Below are 18,788 nucleotides of genomic sequence, written 5' to 3' on the forward strand. Positions count from 1 at the left end.
CGCAAAGAAAAGTAACGTAATAATTAAAAAGGAAAATATCAAATGGCAGGACATAGTAAGTGGGCTAATATTAAACACCGCAAGGCGGCGCAAGATGCGCAACGCGGTAAAATCTTTACCAAATTAATTCGTGAATTGGTTACGGCCGCCAAAATCGGCGGCGGTGACGTAGGTTCCAATCCGCGTTTGCGTGCGGCGGTGGATAAAGCCCTTGCCAGCAATATGACGCGCGATACCATCAACCGCGCCATTGAGCGCGGTGTGGGCGGCGGTGACGACACTAATATGGAAACTCGCGTGTATGAAGGTTACGGCCCGGGCGGTACGGCGGTGATGGTGGAATGTTTAAGCGATAACGCCAACCGCACCATTTCACAGGTTCGTCCAAGTTTCACCAAATGCGGCGGCAATCTGGGTACGGAAGGTTCGGTAGGCTATTTATTCAACAAAAAAGGCTTAATTATTATTGATGCGGGAGCGGATGAAGACGCCTTAACGGAAGCGGCTATCGAGGCGGGTGCGGAGGATATTCAGCCGCAAGACGACGGTTCTTTTGAAATCTATACCGCTTGGGAAGAATTGGGCGATGTGCGTGACGGCATCGAAAAAGCGGGCTTCAAAATTGCCGAAGCGGAAGTCAGCATGATCCCGACGACAAGCGTGGATTTGGATGCGGAAACCGCACCGAAATTATTGCGCTTAATCGATATGCTGGAAGACTGCGACGATGTCCAAAACGTTTATCATAACGGTGAAATCAGCGATGAAGTGGCGGCCTTGCTGTAATTCAATCGGAAAAACAGGTTGCTTTTTATACGCGATTAAGTAGACTGAAAGCGTTACATATTTGATGTAACGCTTATTTTTATTAAGGAGAGTACATGAAACTTATCAAATTAGTATCCACTCTTTTATCAGTTTCAGTGTTGGCAGCCTGTTCTTTAGCGGAGTCGAACTCTGCAACCGCACCTAACACCGCAGCGAATGTCGAACAGGCAACCCAAAATGCTCAGCAAGAAGCGCAAAATATTGCGCAGAACATTAAAGGTAAAGCGGATGTGCGCGTTGAAAAATTGACCGGTGCCAGTAAATCCGTCGTTTATTCCTGTTTAAACCGGACAACTCTGAGTGCAACTTATTCATTCCAGGGTGATGAAGCCAAAGCCGTTAATTTAGTATTAGGCAAAGGTAAAAATACGCAGCAGATTCCAACTTTGGTACGCGATGAATCTAACCGTGATTTTGTTTCGTTTAAGTCGGACGAGTATCTTTGGAGCGTGGAGAACGGTTTTAATTTAAGCAATGCGACCACTAAAACCGGCGGTAATTTAACCAAAAGAGGGGCGGGAACGGATGAGATCTTAGCCAAACTCTGTAAAGTAAATAGCGCTGCGACTCGCATACTGAATAAATAATTTTACTTTTTATGGACGAGCGGGCCGATAGTCATATATCTGCTCGCTTTTTATTTGATTATGACCATTATTTTAGGCATCGATCCCGGTTCCCGCGTAACGGGATACGGCGTAATCCGTCAGACCGGACGTACATTGGAATATCTTGGCAGCGGGGCAATCCGTACGCAGGTAGAGGATTTACCGACGCGTCTGAAGCGGATTTACGCCGGCGTGACGGAAATTATTACCCAATTTCAGCCGGATATGTTTGCCATTGAGGAAGTGTTTCTGGCGAAAAATCCCAGTTCGGCGTTAAAACTCGGACATGCGCGCGGCACGGCGATTGTCGCGGCGGTAAACCGGAATCTGCCGGTATTCGAATATGCGGCGCGTTTGGTAAAACAGACGGTGGTCGGCATCGGTTCGGCGGATAAAACCCAAGTGCAGGATATGGTCACCCGCATTCTTAAGTTGTCGGATAAGCCTCAGGCGGATGCGGCGGATGCATTGGCCATTGCCATTACTCACGCTCATTCTATCGGGCATAGCCTGCATGTGGCGGCGAGTGTTAACAGTAAAAAAACTCAGGAAAAATCGCCCGCACTTATGCTTACGCGTTACAGTCGGGGGCGTTTCCGCTTGAAAGTTTAGCTGTTGTTTTATTCAGTTTTATCGGTATAATAGCAAAAATTTTTAAGAAGGAACAAAGATGATCGGCCGTTTGCAGGGAAAATTAATTGAAAAACAACCGCCTGAAATTTTACTGGACGTGCAAGGCGTGGGCTACGAATTATTGCTGCCGATGACCAGCTTCTACAATCTGCCCGACATCGAACAGCAATGCACGTTGTTTACTCATTTAGTAGTGCGCGAAGATGCGCATTTGCTGTTCGGATTCTCCACCAAAACCGACCGCACTTTATTCCGCGAATTAATCAAAACCAACGGCGTCGGTCCCAAACTGGCGTTAGCTATTTTGTCCGCCATGTCGGTGCATGAGTTTGCTTATGCCATTGAACGGGAAGAATTATCCAAGCTGGTGAAAATTCCGGGCGTCGGCAAGAAAACCGCCGAACGTTTATTAGTGGAACTGAAGGGAAAATTCAAAGGCATTCAACAGTCGGATTTCTTTGTGGAAAGCAAACATCTTACCGCACCGAATATAATGCCGGCCGAAACGGAAACACCGGATGACGAAGCGGTCGCCGCCTTGGTGGCGTTAGGTTATAAACCGGCGGAAGCGGTTAAGATGGTGAAAAAAGTCGCCAACGGCAATTTGACCAGCGAACAATTGATCCGTGAAGCCTTGAAAGCCGCCTTGTAGGAAAAAGAATGATTGAAGCAGATCGTATAATCAGTGCCAGCGCCAAACCGGATGATGAAGCGGTTGATCGCGCTATTCGCCCGAAATTGCTGCGGGACTACGTGGGACAGCCACAAGTGCGGTCGCAAATGGAGATTTTTATTCAGGCGGCAAAATTACGTCAGGATGCGTTGGATCATTTGTTGATTTTCGGGCCGCCGGGTTTGGGAAAAACCACGTTAGCCAATATTGTCGCCAATGAAATGGGCGTAAATATCCGTACCACTTCCGGTCCGGTGTTGGAAAAAGCCGGCGATCTGGCGGCAATGCTGACTAATCTTGAACCTCATGATGTGCTGTTCATTGATGAAATTCACCGTTTGTCACCGGCCATTGAAGAAGTTTTGTATCCGGCGATGGAAGACTACCAATTGGATATTATGATTGGTGAAGGACCGGCGGCGCGTTCCATCAAGTTGGATTTGCCGCCGTTTACGTTAATTGGCGCGACAACGAGAGCCGGCTCCTTGACTTCGCCGTTGCGGGATCGTTTCGGCATTGTGCAACGGCTGGAATTCTATTCGGTGGAAGATTTAACCTCGATTGTAACGCGAAGCGCGTCCTGTCTGAATTTAGACATTTCGGATGAAGCTTCCCATGAAGTGGCGCGTCGTTCGCGCGGTACGCCGCGAATTGCCAACCGTTTGTTACGGCGCGTGCGTGATTACGCGGATGTGAAGAATAACGGCACTATTACGCAGGATATTACAAAATCCGCCCTTTCTATGCTGGATATTGATCAGGCGGGATTTGATTATCTTGATCGAAAACTGTTAAGTTCTATTATTGAACGTTTTGACGGCGGACCGGTCGGGTTAGATAATTTGGCGGCGGCTATCGGTGAAGAACGCGATACTATCGAAGATGTGCTGGAACCTTATTTGATTCAGCAGGGTTTTTTACAACGAACGCCTCGCGGTCGCATAGCGACTTCGCAAACATATCGTCATTTCGGTTTAGAAAAGTTAGTCGATAACAAATAGTTCGGCTAAGCGGATGAAATAAAGGCTTATTCATTGGGTTGAATAAGCCTTTATTTTTACTAATTATTTGCTTCGGTTTCTTCTACTTTATTCAGACTATTTAATTTAGCCAATCCATGGTCGCAACTTTTTATTTGAGTCGCCACTTCCATTTCAAGAATCTGTTTTTTGCTTTGGTTTAATTTATTTTGGATTTTGTTCAATTGTGTGTGCGTGCCGGGTTGATTTTGAGCATCCGCCAATAATTTATCAGTTGCTTGAAACAGTTTCTGGCATTGTTGCGGAATGGTTTGCGTTTCGGACGCCTGTGCGGAAAACCCGGTAAAAACGAGACCGGCAAAAAGTGCGGTCAAAATGGCATTAATTTTTTGTTTCATGAAAAAATCCTACCTCTTTCTTGTAATAAAGATAAAAATACATAAAGCTGACTGAAAATAACAGATTGTTTAAAAAATGTCTAGTTATTAGACAACGTTTTAAGAATTAGTTGCAATAAATAGTTGCAAATCTCTTTACAAAACCTATAATTTGCGCCAGATCAATTTTTGTTATTTTACTTTCTTTGATATTTTTTGATTTTAATGTCAAAAGTGTGATCTAGGTATCATTTCTGCTATTTTTTATCCCTACAAATAGTAGTAGAATGCCGTACTGATTTCGAACTGTTTTTGTGGCGGTTCGGTATATTTAACGGTATACCGAATAAAGACGGTTCGTGAAGGTTGCTTGATTTTGTGTTGGGCGGTTGGGTGATTACAATGTAATCGTTATGTTAACTTGTAGCATTACAAGGAGTTACGAGATGTTGGATGTTGTTGAACTTTCTCGTTTGCAGTTTGCATTAACTGCGTTATATCACTTTTTGTTCGTGCCGTTGACTTTAGGTTTGTCTTTCCTGCTTGTCATTATGGAAACAACCTATGTCATCACGGGGAAAGAGATTTATAAAGATATGACAAAATTTTGGGGAAAATTATTCGGTATTAATTTTGCCCTTGGTGTCACAACCGGTATTACGATGGAATTCCAGTTCGGTACTAACTGGTCATATTATTCTCACTATGTAGGCGATATTTTCGGGGCGCCTTTGGCTATCGAAGCATTGCTGGCATTCTTCCTGGAATCGACATTCGTCGGTTTGTTCTTTTTCGGTTGGGATCGTCTTTCAAAAGCTAAACATTTGTTGGCGACATATTGTGTCGCATTCGGTTCCAATTTATCCGCCATGTGGATTTTGGTGGCGAACGGCTGGATGCAAAATCCGGTGGCTTCGGAATTTAACTTTGAAACCATGCGAATGGAAATGACGAGTTTTATGGATTTATGGATGAACCCGGCGGCACAAAGTAAATTCTTACATACCTTATCGGGCGGATATGTAGCGGGTGCGATGTTTGTACTTGCTATCAGTTCTTACTATATTTTAAAAGGTCGCGATTTGGCGTTTGCCAAACGTTCTTTTTCAATTGCCGCAATTTTCGGGTTCATTGCCTCGGTTTCCGTCATAATTATGGGAGACGAATCGGGCTATGACGTAGCAAAAACTCAGCCGGTGAAATTGGCGGCAATGGAAGCGGAATGGCATACTCAGCCTGCTCCCGCATCCTGGAACGCGATAGCGATTCCGAATCAGGCCGAACGTAAAAATGATTTTGCTATCGAGATTCCGTATCTCGGCGGAATTATTGCGACGCGTTCGTTAGACGGTCAATATTTGGGATTAACCGACTTAGAAGCCCGTAACGAACAACGCGTTCGCAACGGTATGACGGCTTACGCTTTACTGGAAGAATTACGCGCACAGAAAAAGGCGGGACAAATTAACGAAGAAACCAAATCTCAATTTTTAAACGTACGGGGCGATTTGGGTTATGGTTTGTTGTTAAAACGCTATACCGATAAAGTGGTGGACGCGACTGATGCGCAGATTAAAGCCGCCGCGGCAGACAGTATTCCTAATGTCGCGCCTGTATTCTGGTCCTTCCGTGTGATGGCGGGAATCGCCGGAGCCTTAATTTTACTGATGTTCGGCGCATTATTACAGACTTTGCGCGGCAAGCTGGAGAAAAGCGGTTTGTTGCTTAAGGCGTTATTATGGGGTTTACCGTTACCTTGGGTTGCTATCGAATGCGGTTGGTTCCTGGCGGAATACGGACGTCAACCGTGGGCGATTACCGACGTATTACCGGTCGGCGTTGCCAACTCATCACTGGGCGTGGGAGACCTTTGGTTCTCAATCGGTTTAATTTGCGGTTTATATACGATTTTCTTGGTAGTCGAAATGTATTTAATGTTCAAATACGGACGTCTTGGTCCGAGCGCATTAAAAACGGGTCGTTACTACTTCGAGCAATCATCTAAATAAGTAGGAGTGTAGTATGCTTGATTATGAATTTTTACGCTTTATTTGGTGGGTGCTTGTTTGTGTTTTGCTCATCGGTTTTGCCATTACCGACGGCTTTGATATGGGCGTAGCGAATTTACTGCCGTTTATCGGTAAAAAAGAAGTCGAAAAACGTATTATGATTAACACCATTGCGCCTCACTGGGACGGTAACCAGGTTTGGTTACTGACTGCCGGCGGTGCGATGTTTGCGGCATGGCCGATTGTGTATGCGACTTCGTTTTCAGGTTTTTATATTGCGATGATTTTAGTCTTGGCGGCGTTATTTTTCCGTCCGTTAGCCTTTGATTACCGCAATAAAAAAGACGACAAAACGTGGCGTAAAACCTGGGACATCGGTTTATTCGTCAGCGGTTTCGTTCCGTCACTGGTTTTCGGTGTGGCGTTCGGTAACTTATTACAAGGCGTACCGTTTGAATTCAACGATTTAATGCAAGTGAAATATACAGGTTCGTTTTTTGAACTGCTCAATCCGTTTGCATTGGTTTGCGGTATCATTAGCTTTGCCATGTTAACGACTCACGGTGCGACTTGGTTACAAATGAAAACCACGGCGGAATTGCGTAATCGCGCAAGAACGGTCAGCCAGGTAGGCGCATTTGTGACCTTGATTACTTTCGTGTTAGCGGGAATTTGGTTGTTATTCAAAGACGGTTTTGTGTTAACCAGCGTGGTCGATCATAATGCGCCGTCTTCACCGTTAGGTAAAACCGTGGCGATTGAAACCGGCGCGTGGTTCAATAACTACAAAGAAATGCCGGTGCTGTTTATTTTGCCTGCGTTGGTTGTGGTTGGCGCGGTGTTAAATATTGTCGCTTCCAAAGCGAATCGTTCGGGTTTTGCTTTCTTCTTTTCGTCGTTAACCATGATCGGCGTAATTTTAAGTTGTGCGACATCAATGTTCCCGTTCATTATGCCGTCCATCACGCATCCGGAAATGAGTTTGCTAATGTGGGATTCAACGTCCAGCGAATTAACATTGAAGATTATGCTTGGTTTGGCGCTGGTATTTGTGGTGTTATCATTGGCTTACACAATTTGGTCATACGTCAAAATGTTCGGTCGTCTTGATGCGGATTTTATTGAAGCGAATAAAAACTCATTGTACTGATTCAGGAGATAATTTATGTTCTATGCAATTTGGTTGGTGGGGATTATCGCTGCCGTTCTAGTGAGTGCGAAAGTCACAGCGAAATTAGATAATAACGGTAAATTGGATTAAAAAACTCTTCAAAATTTGACCGCACTTTAAAAGGGCTTGTTAACAAGCCCTTTTGTCATATTTAAACTATAAAAAATTTTTAAAAATTATCCGTTTTTTTGAGCGGTTAACGCGTGATAATACTTGCGAAAGGTATTTTCTCGTTCTAGAATACGCGGGTTTTTTACTCGATAAATGAAGCGACTAAGGATAGGAAAGGGGATAAGAAAATGGCAGGTGCGGTTTTTCCGTTTCCCGTTCGTGTTTATTATGAAGATACGGACGCCGGAGGGGTTGTTTATCATGCTCGTTACTTACATTTTTATGAACGGGCGCGGACGGAATTTTTACGTGCCTTGAATTTCTCTCAGCAAACTTTGCTTGAAGAACGGAAAATCGCATTTGTTGTGAAATCGATGAAAATCGATTATTGTATTCCGGCAAAGCTTGATGATTTTCTTTTAGTGGAAACGGAAGTGGCGGAAGTAAAAGGCGCGACGATTGTTTTCGCACAATCTTTAAAACGGGACGAAAACGTTTTAAGCACGGCGATGGTGAAAGTCGCCTGTGTAGATTTAGGTAAAATGAAGCCGATTCCGCTTCCGAAAGAGGTTAAGGCGGCATTTTTTGATTAAGTATTTTCTCGGAGTTTTTCAATGACAGCTGAATTGAACTTTTTAGATTTATTTCTAAAGGCAAGTATTGTCGTTCAAATTGTTATTTTAATTTTAATTTCATTTTCCATTGTTTCTTGGGCGATTATTATTCAACGCAGTCGAATTTTGACTCAAGCGCTGAAAGATTCGACGGCGTTTGAGGATCGTTTTTGGTCCGGCGAGGATTTAACCAAACTTTACGACGGTTTATCGAACCGCCGCGATAGCGCGATGTCCGGCAGCGAACAAATTTTCTATGTAGGCTTTAAGGAATTTGCCCGTTTGAAGCAGGTTAACCCGGACGCGCCGGAAGCCATTATCAAAGGAAGTACGCGGGCAATGAACTTAGCGATGAACCGTGAAGTCGAAACATTAGAAAGCCGAATTCCGTTTTTAGCGACCGTGGCATCGGTAAGCCCGTATATCGGTTTGTTCGGAACCGTATGGGGAATCATGCACGCGTTTATGGCATTAAGTGGTGCCAAACAGGCGACCTTGCAAATGGTTGCGCCGGGTATCGCAGAAGCCCTGATTGCAACGGCAATCGGTTTGTTTGCCGCCATTCCGGCGGTTATGGCATATAACCGTTTAAGTTTACGTGTCAATAAATTAGAGCAAAACTATGGTAACTTCATTGATGAATTTACCACGATTTTACAACGTCAGGTTTTTGCTAAAAATCAATAATAACGATTTTCCGACCGCACTTTTCTAGGTAAAGTGCGGTCAAATTTAGACAAGTTTTAGAGGTTTATATGGCGTACCGCCGTAGTAAAGACAGAAATATTAAATCCGAGATTAACATCGTGCCGTTTTTGGACGTTTTGTTGGTTCTCGTATTAATCTTTATGGCTACCGCACCGATTATCAGCCAAAGCGTACAGGTTGACCTGCCGGATGCGGTACAAAGCCAGGAAGTATCAAACGAAGATAAAGTGCCTGTGATTATTGAAGTTTCGGGAGTCGGCCAATATGCCATCTCTATTGCGGGAGAACGTTCGGAAGGTTTATCCGAAGAAATGGTGACATCCATGACGAAAGCCGAATTCGAGAAAGATCCGAATACGTTATTCTTAATCGGCGGAGCCAGTGACGTGCCTTATGAAGAAGTGATTAAGGCGTTGAACTTACTTCATTTGGCAGGAATTAAATCTGTTGGTTTAATGACCGATCCAATTTAATCAATAGGACAGATTGTGGAAAATAATCAACGAAAAAAAGAAGCCAATGCCTATCTGATTTCGATCGTTTTGCATGTTATCTTGTTTGGATTGTTGATTCTTGGTTCATTGTTTACCCATACGATTGATGTGATGGGCGGCGGTGAAGGCGATGGTGACGTCATGGGAGCCGTAATGGTGGATACCGGATCGGCGGCTCAGGAATGGGGACGAATCCAACAAAAGAAAAAAGGTCAGGCGGCTCAGAAAAAACAACCTGAAACGCCCGAGGCTGTGGTAGAAGAACAGCCGGAGCCTAAGCCGGAACCACAGGAACAGATTCAGGAAAAGCTTGAACAACAACGCCAGCAAGAACTTGAGCGCCAAAAACAGGCGGCGGAAAAAGCCCGTCAGGAAGCGCAGGAAAAAGCAAAAGAAGAGGCGGAAGCTAAAGCCAAACAAGCGGCTGAGGCAGCGAAACTGAAAAAAGAAGCGGAAGCTAAACGTTTAGCTTCCGCGGCAAAACAAGCGGAAGAAGAAGCAAAAGCCAAGGCGAAGGCAGAACAGGAAGCCAAAGAAAAAGCGGAGGCTAAAGCCGAAAAAGAGGCGAAAGAAAAAGCCGAGAAAGAAGCCAAGGAAAAAGCAGAGAAAGAAGCTAAAGAAAAAGCGGAAAAAGAAGCCAAAGCGAAGGCCGAGAAAGAAGCTAAAGCAAAAGCCGATGCGGAAGCGAAGGCGAAAGCGGCGGCAGAGGCAAAAGCTAAAGCGGACGCAAAAGCTAAACAAGCCGCCTTAGACGATTTTCTAAATGGCGGTGACATTGGCGGCGGTAGCGCATCTAAAGGCGGGAACGCGAATAAAGGCGGCAGCCAAGGTAGCGGTGCCAGTTTAGGTGCCGGTGACGGCGGTAAAACAGGCGATCAGTATGGCGCATTGATTAAGAAAGAGATTAAACGTCGTTTCTTGAAAGATCCGAGTTTTGCCGGTAAAGTCTGTGATGTCCGTATTAATTTGGGACGTGACGGAACCATTACGGGATATCAACGTGTTTCTGGGCCGGATGATATTTGCGCCGCGGCACTAAGTGCAATCGCGAGAACTAAGAAGGTTCCGCCGGCACCGACCGATGATATTTTCAATAAATATAAATCGTCTATTATTAGTTTCGATTTGAAATAAGTATTCACTCATAAACCAACATAGGTGGTAAAAATGAAATTGATCGCTCGTTTAATGAGTATGTGTGCTGTATTGTTTTTTGTTATCAATTCAGCCTATGCCGACGACGAAGTTCGTATTGTTATCGATGAAGGGGTTGAAGGCGCTCGTCCTATCGCTGTCGTTCCGTTTAAATCCAATGGTTCCGTACCAGCCGATGTTGCGGAAATCGTTACTGCAGATTTGCGTAATAGCGGTAAATTCAATCCAATTCCGGTTAATCAAATGCCTCAGCAACCGGGCTCAGCTTCCGAGGTAACGCCGGATGCATGGGCTTCATTAGGAATTGATGCGGTTGTTGTCGGTCAGGTAACGGCATCCGGTAACGGTTATCAAATTGCCTACCAATTAGTAGATACCGTAGGCGCTTCAGGTAATGCAGGTGCGGTATTGGCGCAAAATTCACTTACCGTACAACCGAAATGGATTCGTTGGGGCGCTCATCAGGTCAGTGATGAAGTCTTTGAAAAAATGACAGGTATTAAGGGAGCTTTCCGTACCCGTATCGCTTACGTAGTGCAACGTAATTCCGGTTCCCATGAGCTTCGCATCGCGGATTACGACGGTTTCAATCAATTTGTCGTTGCGCGCAGTTCTCAGCCTATCATGTCGCCGGCATGGTCTCCGGATGGTCAGCGTTTGGCATATGTGTCTTTTGAAAATAAAAAATCTCAGTTAGTGGTGCATAATTTAGGTTCGGGTCAACGCAAAGTGGTTGCGGCATTTCCGGGGCATAACGGTGCGCCTGCATTTTCTCCAGATGGCTCGCGTTTAGCCTTTGCCAATAACCAGGACGGAAAATTAAATATTTATGTAATGAATTCGAATGGCGGACAACCTACGAAATTGACTAGCGGAGCCGGTAACAATACCGAGCCGAGCTGGACGCCTGATGGTCGTATCTTGTTCACGTCCGATAGAAGCGGTTCACCGCAAGTATATTCAATGAGCTCGTCAGGTGGCGGTGTGACATTGATCGGTGGTGGTCGTAGTTATAGCGGCCAGATGAGTTCCGATGGTAAATCGTTAGTAATGATTTCAGGTGACAATGTTGTTAAATACGATACGGCGACAGGTGCATCGGAGGTGTTAAGTTCTACTTTCTTAGACGAAAGTCCGAGTCTCTCACCTAATGGAATTATGATTATCTATAGCTCTACCCAAGGACTAGGAAAGGTGCTACAATTAGTGTCCGCAGACGGACGCTTTAAAGCTCGGTTGCCAGGAAGTGATGGACAAGTCAAATTTCCTGCTTGGTCACCATACTTAACAAAATAAACTCTGAGGAGAAATTTAATGAAATTAGCAAAATTATTGTTAGTTGCGCCAGTATTAGCATTAGCTGCATGTAGTTCATCAGACAACGATGCAAACGCTACAAACGGTGCGAATGCAGGACAACAATTCGGTGGTTACTCTGTTGAAGATTTACAACAACGTTACAACACCGTTTACTTCGCATTCGATAAATATGATATCGAAGGTGAATATCAACAATTGTTAGACGCGCACGCAGCGTACTTAACAGCAACTCCGGCTGCTAAAGTATTAGTTGAAGGTAACGCTGACGAACGTGGTACTCCAGAGTACAACATCGCATTAGGTCAACGTCGTGCGGACGCAGTTAAAAACTACTTAGGTGCTAAAGGCGCTAACAATGTTTCAACTGTTTCTTACGGTGAAGAAAAACCTGCAGTGTTAGGTCACGACGAAGCTGCATACGCGAAAAACCGTCGCGCAGTATTAGCATACTAATTTAAAATTATTTTTGATTAGTATAAAAAACAGGCTCTTATGAGCCTGTTTTTGTTTATGGCGAGTAAAAAGTGCGGTCAAAAAAATCGATGTTTTTTTATGGTGCTATATAAAAGTAAAAAAACAAATATGGTTATTTTACGATGAGAGAGAATAGTTTTACCTTTTGGTTTAATTGTTGAGTATTCGTTCAATCAAACAAAAAAATGTAAATTTTAGTTGATTATTAAATTTAAATCCGTATTATATCCACCCGTTGCACGACGTAATTGGGACGTGTAATGAAGTGGGTCGTTAGCTCAGTCGGTAGAGCAGCGGACTTTTAATCCGTTGGTCGAAGGTTCGAATCCTTCACGACCCACCACTTAAAATCCGGTTTATCCATATCAGTACGGGTCGTTAGCTCAGTCGGTAGAGCAGCGGACTTTTAATCCGTTGGTCGAAGGTTCGAATCCTTCACGACCCACCACTTAGAATCTGGTTTACCCATGTCAGCATGGGTCGTTAGCTCAGTCGGTAGAGCAGCGGACTTTTAATCCGTTGGTCGAAGGTTCGAATCCTTCACGACCCACCATCTTTTCCAAGGCAATCGAAAGTTTATGGTTAATTTCTTTTTATTTGCATTAATTGGATTATCGCTTTTAGTTTTTGCATATTTAATCTTTGTCTATATCAGCAAAAAACAATATTTCCGTTTTTTGCTTGTGGTGACATTTATTATCGTTTACACGGCAACTCTGCTTATTTTCCCGAATTTATTTTTACGTTTTTTCCTTTCAGTCGTAAGCTTATTATTGGCAATTAATCAAATCTATTTAACGCATCGCGAGCGCTAATCTTTTTTCCTTACCTTTATTTTAATTTGTGATTTTCATTCCAGAACCAATTCGAGAGACTTGGTTTTTCCGTTTTATTTTTCTAAAGTTCCGTGCAGTAAAGTGCGGGCAAAAAATGCGATGTTTTTTTAGTCGTTAACATAACGGCGAGCGGACGGTCACAAATTTAGGGAAAAGAATGCAATGCGGGCGGCGTTAAAGGGTTTTACTTTGATTGAAATATTGCTGGTCGTTTCAATCCTGAGCTTGTTGGCGCAACTGGCGTTTCCCGCCTGGCAAAAAAGTAATGCGCAAATGATTTTAGCTAAAGAGCAACAGAAACTTTACTTGTTTTTACGCCGTATTCAGGCGAGAGTTGAGAATTCATCGAATATTTGGCTGATTATTGCGAACCAAAACGCTTCTGGTAATAAGTGGTGTTTTACGGCACAAATTAAAGACGATTATGTTTGTGATTGTTTTTCTCCGGCGTTATGCCCCGAACGGGTTTCCGCACAATTTTATACGCCTTATTTTCCCAAAAAGACGACAATCATCAGCAAACAATATTATCCTTTTGAAATTACAAAATTTAACGGTATCAGGAATACGGCTCTTTCCGGGTGCTTTGTCTTGCAGGCGGATTCCGTCCGAACTCTGTTTTCCTTTTCCAATTTGGGAACGTTAAAGTTGAAGGATTATCAGTCTTTAAGTGCCTGTACGACAGGAAATGAAGAATGAGCGGAATAAAATATCGCGGGCAAACTTTGTTGGCACTGATGCTGAGCCTGGCATTATCGTCGTTTTTATTGTTGGTCGTCCTTTCTTTTTACGGATATATACAACGGCAAAATCATGATATGTTACGTAAATTGCAGTTACAAACCGAATTGCAACGCGTGTTGCAAACGTTGGGACGGGATATTCGTCGTGCCGGTTTTCGCGCATTGTCGGAAGGATTGCTTCAAAATAATCTGAGTCTGTTTGAATTGGATGAAACGGGGACCGCCGTCACTATCGGACAATCGGCCAATTCGCCGTTAAACAGTTGTGTTTTGTTTTTCTATGATGTGAACGGCAACGGCTGTATCGGTGCGAATAACAAAGGGAAAAGCTGTGTGGCGAACGGCAAAAATTCAGCTTCAGAAATCAGTACCGAATTATTTGGCTATCGACTAAACGACAATATGATAGAAAGCCGTCAGACCTATAAAAGTTCGATTAGCCAAACCTGCAAGCAGGAAGAATGCCGAAGTTATATTCAGCCTGAAGCCTGCAATTCAAGCGGATGGACGGATTTATTGGATGATAAAACCTATCGCATAACGGCATTAACGTTTGACCGGATTGAACAAGGGCAGGGGATTCAGGTGTATCTGGCGGGGCAGTTTGTGAATTATCCGCAAATTCAATATGAAACCGGCATTGTGATTCCTCTACTGAATCAGGGAGAATGGCAATGATCAGATTGCGCTATCGAGGTATGATGACGCTCACTTTGCTGGTATTGCTGAGTTCCATGTTGCTGATTTTTATGCTGTTTGACGATGATGTGCTGCGTTCGTATTCCTCTTTGACGTCGCAACGGCAAATTTATGTTGCTCATAATATCGATTTGCAACAGCTCAGCCGGCGGCAAAAAGCGACGGCTTGTGCTGAAATACCTTTGGATTCTGCGGCAACGGTTACTCGGATTGCATTTGAGCGGTCGCAGTTTGCCGACAGTAACCGCCATTATATTTGGTGCCGGCGGCAGGCTTTGTTTAAGCAATCGCCTAAGAAGGGGATTAATGAAGGACAATTCAACCGGATGATTCATGCGGAATCCCTATCTTTATTTCGTGATAAATTCGAGCCGCCGGATAAGCTACCTCAGGATAAATCGGATCATCTTTACTGGTTGAACAAAACAAAAACGGAATGGACGATAGAAGGCGATATTTACGGCATCATTATTGCCGAAGGAGATTTACATCTTTCCGGCAAGGGAATAATCCGGGGCGCCGTTATTTCCGGCGGCGCAATCAGTACGGACGAAACGGTTTCCATTGTTTATCGTAAGGCGACGGTGACGAATCTGGTTCAGTTATATAGTCAATGGCAACGCGCGGAGAAAAGCTGGCATGATTTTACCCCTTAATCATTACCGCGGCATGAGCTTGTTGACGTTACTGATTAGTTTAACCTTATTTAGCGGCATTTTTATCTCCGTTAACCAATGGACGGGCTATCAGCGTAAAACCGCAGTAGAGACCTATCAACGCTATCAAGCGATTCAAATTGCGGAAAATCAGAAACAGCGCCGGTTTTTAGGTTTACCTTGCGAGACTGTCGTTGTGCAGAATCGATTGAGATTTTCCGTCCAATGCACGGATGAGCATGTGATTGTGCGTTATCTGGCGGGAGAATTGCATTTATAGCTTGCAACGAATAAAAATCTTTCAGAAAATGACCGCACTTTTCTTTTTTAAGTTGCTTTAGGTTGCATGGTGTCTGATTTTTTTATTTATCATTCTAACGATCTTGATGTACAGGCGGGAATCTTAATCAGCCTGCTCCGGCAGCGAAGTGCGGATCCTTTTCCGCCGGAAACTATTCTGGTGCAAAGCCCCGGTATGGCGCAATGGCTGCAACTGAAAATTGCGCAAGCGGAAGGCATTGCCGCCAATCTGCGTTTCCCCATGCCGGCCAGTTTTATTTGGCAACAATATGCGGATAATCTACCGGATGTAGCGCCACAAAACCCTTTCGGAAAAGACGCCATGACATGGCATTTAATGGCGCTGTTGGAAACGCTTTCTTTGCCGCAGCTTCGTGGATATTGGCAGCTTCCTAAACCGAAGGATCAGGAAAAACGTTATCAGCTTGCCCGTCGAATTGCCGATTTATTCGACCAATATCTGGTATATCGTCCCGATTGGATTGCGGCCTGGGAAAAGGGAGACGACGATTACGTTGAAAATCAGCTGCGTCATGCGCTGGCGGGAAATTCCGCACTATTTGCCCAAATTAAGCAGGATATTCAATGGCAGGGACAACTCTGGCGCGAATTGGCGACCGCCGTGCGTCGGCATTCGAACGGTAATGTTGCGCAACATCGTGCCAATCTGCATTTGGCATATCTGGAAGTTTTACGAACGGGCAGACCGAAAAATTTGCCGGAACGGATTTTCATTTTTGGCATTTCCGCGTTGCCGAAAGCCTGTTTGGACACGTTGCAGGCGATCAGTCAACACAGTCAGGTACATTTATTTTTCAACAATCCGAGTAAACATTACTGGGGCGATTTGGCGGATCCGCATTTCATCCGGAAATTATCTTTGAAAACTTATCGCGATCGTCACAGTAATAGAGAAGAAAACTGGCTGTCCGATGCGGAAAAAGTGCGGTTAAAAAATGAAGAGTTTGAGCATTCCGTTGACGATGAATTACTTCAGATCGGACATCCTTTGCTGGCGACCTGGGGAAAACTGGGACGGGATTTTTTCTATCTGTTGAGCGAGCTCGACGCCCAGGAATTCACCGTTTACACACCGCTTGAAGGCACGGATTTGCTGATGCAGGTGAAAAATCGTATTTTGAATCTGGTTCCCGATAAACAACAGCCGTTGCAACTTCAGGAAGCCGATCAGTCCATTGTTTTGCACGCTTGCCATAGCCCTATGCGCGAAGTGGAAGTGCTGCATGATTATCTGCTGCGCCAATTCGGGGCGGACAAGAGTTTAACGCCGAAAGATATTGTGGTGATGGTGGCGGATATTGACCGCTATGCGCCCTATATTCAGGCGGTATTCGGGCAATATCAACGGTATACGGAAGACAATGCCGGTAAAAAACAACCGGATGAACGTTACATTCCATTTTCCATCTCCGACGGAAAGCTGTCGGAAAATGACGTCTTGCTTGCCACCTATTTGTCTTTATTGAGCCTGAAGAACAGCCGGTTTGCCGCGGAAGAAGTGCTGGCGCTGCTGGATGTGCCGGCGATTCGTATGAAATTCGAAATTACCTTGTCGGATTTAGCGCAAATCCGTCATTGGGTTTCTCAGGTTGAAATCCGTTTCGGGCTGGATAAACGCCAGGGCGCCGCCATGAACAATTACAACGCCTGGCAGGTGGGTTTGGAGCGTTTGTTGCTGGGTTATGCCATGCGGGAAAGCCAGGGCATTTGGCAGGACAGCCTGGGATTCGATCATTCCGACGGATTAAAAGGGCAGGTCGTCGGTAATCTGGCGGCGTTTGTCGAGCGACTGGCGCAATGGCATCAATTTTTACAGCAACCGCATTCCATTGAAAAATGGCAGCAAAATCTGACCGCACTTTTTACGGATTTCTTCGTTGCCGATGAACAAACGTCGGAGGCGCAGCAATATATTCAGGACGCCGTGCAATCTGTGGCGGAATTGCTGAAAAATATGGATTTCCGGGATGAAATCAGCGCGGAAGTGATGGCGGAAGTGATGACGGAAAAGTTGAACGATAATCCGAACAGCCTGAAATTTTTGGTGGGAAAGGTCAGTTTCTGTACTTTGCTGCCGATGCGCGCCATTCCGTTCCGCGTGGTTTGTTTGCTGGGAATGAATGAAAACGATTATCCACGCCGACACACGCCGAACAGTTTCGACTTAATGCAATATCACCGTCGCAAAGGCGATCGTTCTCGCCGCGATGACGACCGCTATCTGTTTCTGGAAGCTTTGCTGGCGGCGCAGGAGCGGCTTTACATCAGCTATGTAGGGCGTTCGATTACGGATAATCAGCCTCGCCAGCCGTCCGTTGTGGTCAGTCAGCTGCAGGATTACATTAATGATAATTTGACGGATGACGCATTGCGATTAACGGCAAAGGTACATCCGATGACGATTTTCAGCCCGAAAAACTTCCTCAAAAACGACCGTACTTTTGCGAAAGAATGGCTTCCTCTGCCGCCCGTATCTTGCGCGGACGATAAACGAAACATTCCGCCGATAACAGAAGAAATCACGCAAATTGAACTGGATCAGCTGGTGAAATTTGTTCGTCATCCGGTGAAATATTTTTTTGAAAATCAACTGGGCGTGTATTTTCAAAATGATGACGATTTAATTCCCGATACGGAAAATTTCACGTTAGACGGCTTGGATTTATATCAGATTAAAGACGATTTTTTGACCTATTCCGAAGAAGAACTTTCCGATTATTTCGAGCGGCTCAAAGTGAAAGGCATTTTACCGCACGGGAATTTCGGTAAAGTTTATGAGGTGCAAATGCGCTCGGAAATGGGCGCGTTTCGTGAAAAAGTGCGGGATTATCTCGCCCAAATGCCGCAAACGCAGGCGGTTGAACTGAATGTTGACGGCGTAAAAATTACGGGAAATTTGACCGCACTTTACGGCGATTCCGAACATAAACGGCGCGTCACTTGGCGGGTGGGGAATTTTAACGACGCGTTCAGTCTGGAAAACTGGGTTTATCATTTGGCGAAATGTGCCGCGGGCGAAGCCGCGCCAAGCCTGATGATTTGTCGGGATAAAACCGTCACCCTGGCGCCCCTTGCCGCAGAACGGGCGCTGGCGCAGCTTGGCGTTTACGTAGGCGGCTACATTCGCGGCATAAACCGCATTCAATGTATTCCTACCATGAAAATCGCGGAAGCGTTGAAATGTCAGTCTGCGGACGAATTACGCCGACTGGCGGAAAATGCCGCGCAACCGACGGATTATCACCGCGGGGATCGATATTGGCAACGTTTGCTGTTAACTTTGGATAACCAAGATCTTGCCGATGTGTTACCGGCCTTAGCGGACTGGTTTGCGGAACTCATCGCCGCATATGAAAAAGCATAAAAAACACTAGGGAT

Annotated in this window: 20 protein-coding genes and 3 tRNA genes; 22 read left to right on the forward strand and 1 reads right to left on the reverse strand. The window is 44.9% G+C overall.

The window, feature by feature from the left end; all coding sequences use genetic code 11:
- Nucleotides 1-42: 42 nt before the first annotated feature.
- The 5 genes from P7M01_RS09750 (at nucleotide 43) to ruvB (ending at nucleotide 3,743) form a co-directional block, all read left to right on the forward strand.
- Nucleotides 43-786 carry a YebC/PmpR family DNA-binding transcriptional regulator gene (locus P7M01_RS09750; RefSeq protein WP_202937086.1) on the forward strand — a complete coding sequence of 248 codons (744 nt, stop codon included), beginning with the start codon at nucleotides 43-45 and terminating at the stop codon, nucleotides 784-786.
- Between the two features lie 95 nt (nucleotides 787-881).
- The gene (locus P7M01_RS09755) at nucleotides 882-1,415 is read left to right on the forward strand and encodes a hypothetical protein (protein WP_202937087.1); all 534 of its coding nucleotides are present in this window, start codon (nucleotides 882-884) and stop codon (nucleotides 1,413-1,415) included.
- Between the two features lie 60 nt (nucleotides 1,416-1,475).
- Nucleotides 1,476-2,048: a crossover junction endodeoxyribonuclease RuvC gene (gene ruvC / locus P7M01_RS09760; RefSeq protein ID WP_317483176.1), complete on the forward strand. Its 573-nt coding sequence runs from the start codon at nucleotides 1,476-1,478 to the stop codon at nucleotides 2,046-2,048.
- A 58-nt stretch (nucleotides 2,049-2,106) separates the two neighbouring features.
- A complete protein-coding gene (gene ruvA / locus P7M01_RS09765; RefSeq protein WP_317475762.1) occupies nucleotides 2,107-2,721 on the forward strand; it encodes a Holliday junction branch migration protein RuvA in 615 nt (204 codons plus the stop codon).
- Nucleotides 2,722-2,729: 8 nt separating this feature from the next.
- Nucleotides 2,730-3,743, forward strand: coding sequence for a Holliday junction branch migration DNA helicase RuvB (gene ruvB / locus P7M01_RS09770; RefSeq protein ID WP_317475761.1), 1,014 nt, complete (start codon nucleotides 2,730-2,732; stop codon nucleotides 3,741-3,743).
- 59 nt (nucleotides 3,744-3,802) lie between these two features.
- Here ruvB and P7M01_RS09775 read toward each other — a convergent pair whose 3' ends face one another.
- Nucleotides 3,803-4,120, reverse strand: a complete 318-nt coding sequence (locus P7M01_RS09775) for a DUF5339 domain-containing protein (protein WP_202937090.1) — start codon at nucleotides 4,118-4,120, stop codon at nucleotides 3,803-3,805.
- Nucleotides 4,121-4,545: 425 nt separating this feature from the next.
- Between P7M01_RS09775 and P7M01_RS09780 the strand changes: the two genes are divergently transcribed.
- The 17 genes from P7M01_RS09780 to recC all read left to right on the forward strand — a co-directional run bounded on the left by P7M01_RS09780 (nucleotide 4,546) and on the right by recC (nucleotide 18,774).
- Nucleotides 4,546-6,108 (forward strand): cytochrome ubiquinol oxidase subunit I, encoded by a 1,563-nt coding sequence (locus P7M01_RS09780; protein ID WP_317475759.1) that lies wholly within the window; start codon nucleotides 4,546-4,548, stop codon nucleotides 6,106-6,108.
- 13 nt (nucleotides 6,109-6,121) lie between these two features.
- The gene (gene cydB / locus P7M01_RS09785; RefSeq protein WP_317475758.1) at nucleotides 6,122-7,258 is read left to right on the forward strand and encodes a cytochrome d ubiquinol oxidase subunit II; all 1,137 of its coding nucleotides are present in this window, start codon (nucleotides 6,122-6,124) and stop codon (nucleotides 7,256-7,258) included.
- A 15-nt stretch (nucleotides 7,259-7,273) separates the two neighbouring features.
- On the forward strand, nucleotides 7,274-7,369 hold the full coding sequence (locus tag P7M01_RS10385; protein WP_394853201.1) for a cytochrome bd oxidase small subunit, CydX/CbdX family: 96 nt from the start codon (nucleotides 7,274-7,276) through the stop codon (nucleotides 7,367-7,369).
- A 209-nt stretch (nucleotides 7,370-7,578) separates the two neighbouring features.
- Nucleotides 7,579-7,983 (forward strand): tol-pal system-associated acyl-CoA thioesterase, encoded by a 405-nt coding sequence (gene ybgC, locus P7M01_RS09790; RefSeq protein WP_317475757.1) that lies wholly within the window; start codon nucleotides 7,579-7,581, stop codon nucleotides 7,981-7,983.
- A gap of 21 nt (nucleotides 7,984-8,004) precedes the next feature.
- Nucleotides 8,005-8,691: a protein TolQ gene (tolQ, locus tag P7M01_RS09795; protein WP_202937094.1), complete on the forward strand. Its 687-nt coding sequence runs from the start codon at nucleotides 8,005-8,007 to the stop codon at nucleotides 8,689-8,691.
- A gap of 68 nt (nucleotides 8,692-8,759) precedes the next feature.
- Nucleotides 8,760-9,185, forward strand: coding sequence for a colicin uptake protein TolR (gene tolR / locus P7M01_RS09800; RefSeq protein WP_202937095.1), 426 nt, complete (start codon nucleotides 8,760-8,762; stop codon nucleotides 9,183-9,185).
- Nucleotides 9,186-9,200: 15 nt separating this feature from the next.
- Nucleotides 9,201-10,340 carry a cell envelope integrity protein TolA gene (tolA, locus tag P7M01_RS09805; RefSeq protein ID WP_317483175.1) on the forward strand — a complete coding sequence of 380 codons (1,140 nt, stop codon included), beginning with the start codon at nucleotides 9,201-9,203 and terminating at the stop codon, nucleotides 10,338-10,340.
- A 33-nt stretch (nucleotides 10,341-10,373) separates the two neighbouring features.
- Entirely contained in the window at nucleotides 10,374-11,657 is a 1,284-nt protein-coding gene (gene tolB, locus P7M01_RS09810) for a Tol-Pal system beta propeller repeat protein TolB (protein ID WP_317483174.1), read from the forward strand.
- An 18-nt stretch (nucleotides 11,658-11,675) separates the two neighbouring features.
- Nucleotides 11,676-12,134, forward strand: coding sequence for a peptidoglycan-associated lipoprotein Pal (gene pal / locus P7M01_RS09815; RefSeq protein WP_202937098.1), 459 nt, complete (start codon nucleotides 11,676-11,678; stop codon nucleotides 12,132-12,134).
- Between the two features lie 288 nt (nucleotides 12,135-12,422).
- Nucleotides 12,423-12,498 (forward strand) — tRNA-Lys (locus tag P7M01_RS09820).
- Nucleotides 12,499-12,527: 29 nt separating this feature from the next.
- A tRNA-Lys gene (locus P7M01_RS09825) sits at nucleotides 12,528-12,603 on the forward strand.
- 29 nt (nucleotides 12,604-12,632) lie between these two features.
- Nucleotides 12,633-12,708 (forward strand) — tRNA-Lys (locus P7M01_RS09830).
- A gap of 445 nt (nucleotides 12,709-13,153) precedes the next feature.
- A complete protein-coding gene (locus P7M01_RS09835) occupies nucleotides 13,154-13,690 on the forward strand; it encodes a prepilin-type N-terminal cleavage/methylation domain-containing protein (RefSeq protein ID WP_317475756.1) in 537 nt (178 codons plus the stop codon).
- The gene (locus P7M01_RS09840; protein ID WP_317483173.1) at nucleotides 13,687-14,412 is read left to right on the forward strand and encodes a hypothetical protein; all 726 of its coding nucleotides are present in this window, start codon (nucleotides 13,687-13,689) and stop codon (nucleotides 14,410-14,412) included. Before P7M01_RS09835 ends, P7M01_RS09840 begins: the two co-directional genes overlap by 4 nt.
- Nucleotides 14,403-15,089, forward strand: a complete 687-nt coding sequence (locus P7M01_RS09845; RefSeq protein WP_317483172.1) for a DUF2572 family protein — start codon at nucleotides 14,403-14,405, stop codon at nucleotides 15,087-15,089. Before P7M01_RS09840 ends, P7M01_RS09845 begins: the two co-directional genes overlap by 10 nt.
- Nucleotides 15,073-15,369, forward strand: a complete 297-nt coding sequence (locus P7M01_RS09850) for a DUF5374 domain-containing protein (protein ID WP_317483171.1) — start codon at nucleotides 15,073-15,075, stop codon at nucleotides 15,367-15,369. The genes P7M01_RS09845 and P7M01_RS09850 overlap by 17 nt, the downstream gene beginning before the upstream one ends.
- A gap of 66 nt (nucleotides 15,370-15,435) precedes the next feature.
- Nucleotides 15,436-18,774 (forward strand): exodeoxyribonuclease V subunit gamma, encoded by a 3,339-nt coding sequence (gene recC / locus P7M01_RS09855; protein WP_317483170.1) that lies wholly within the window; start codon nucleotides 15,436-15,438, stop codon nucleotides 18,772-18,774.
- The last annotated feature ends 14 nt before the right edge of the window (nucleotides 18,775-18,788 follow it).

The organism is Exercitatus varius (assembly GCF_029577735.1).
GTDB classification, from domain to species: domain Bacteria; phylum Pseudomonadota; class Gammaproteobacteria; order Enterobacterales; family Pasteurellaceae; genus Exercitatus; species Exercitatus varius.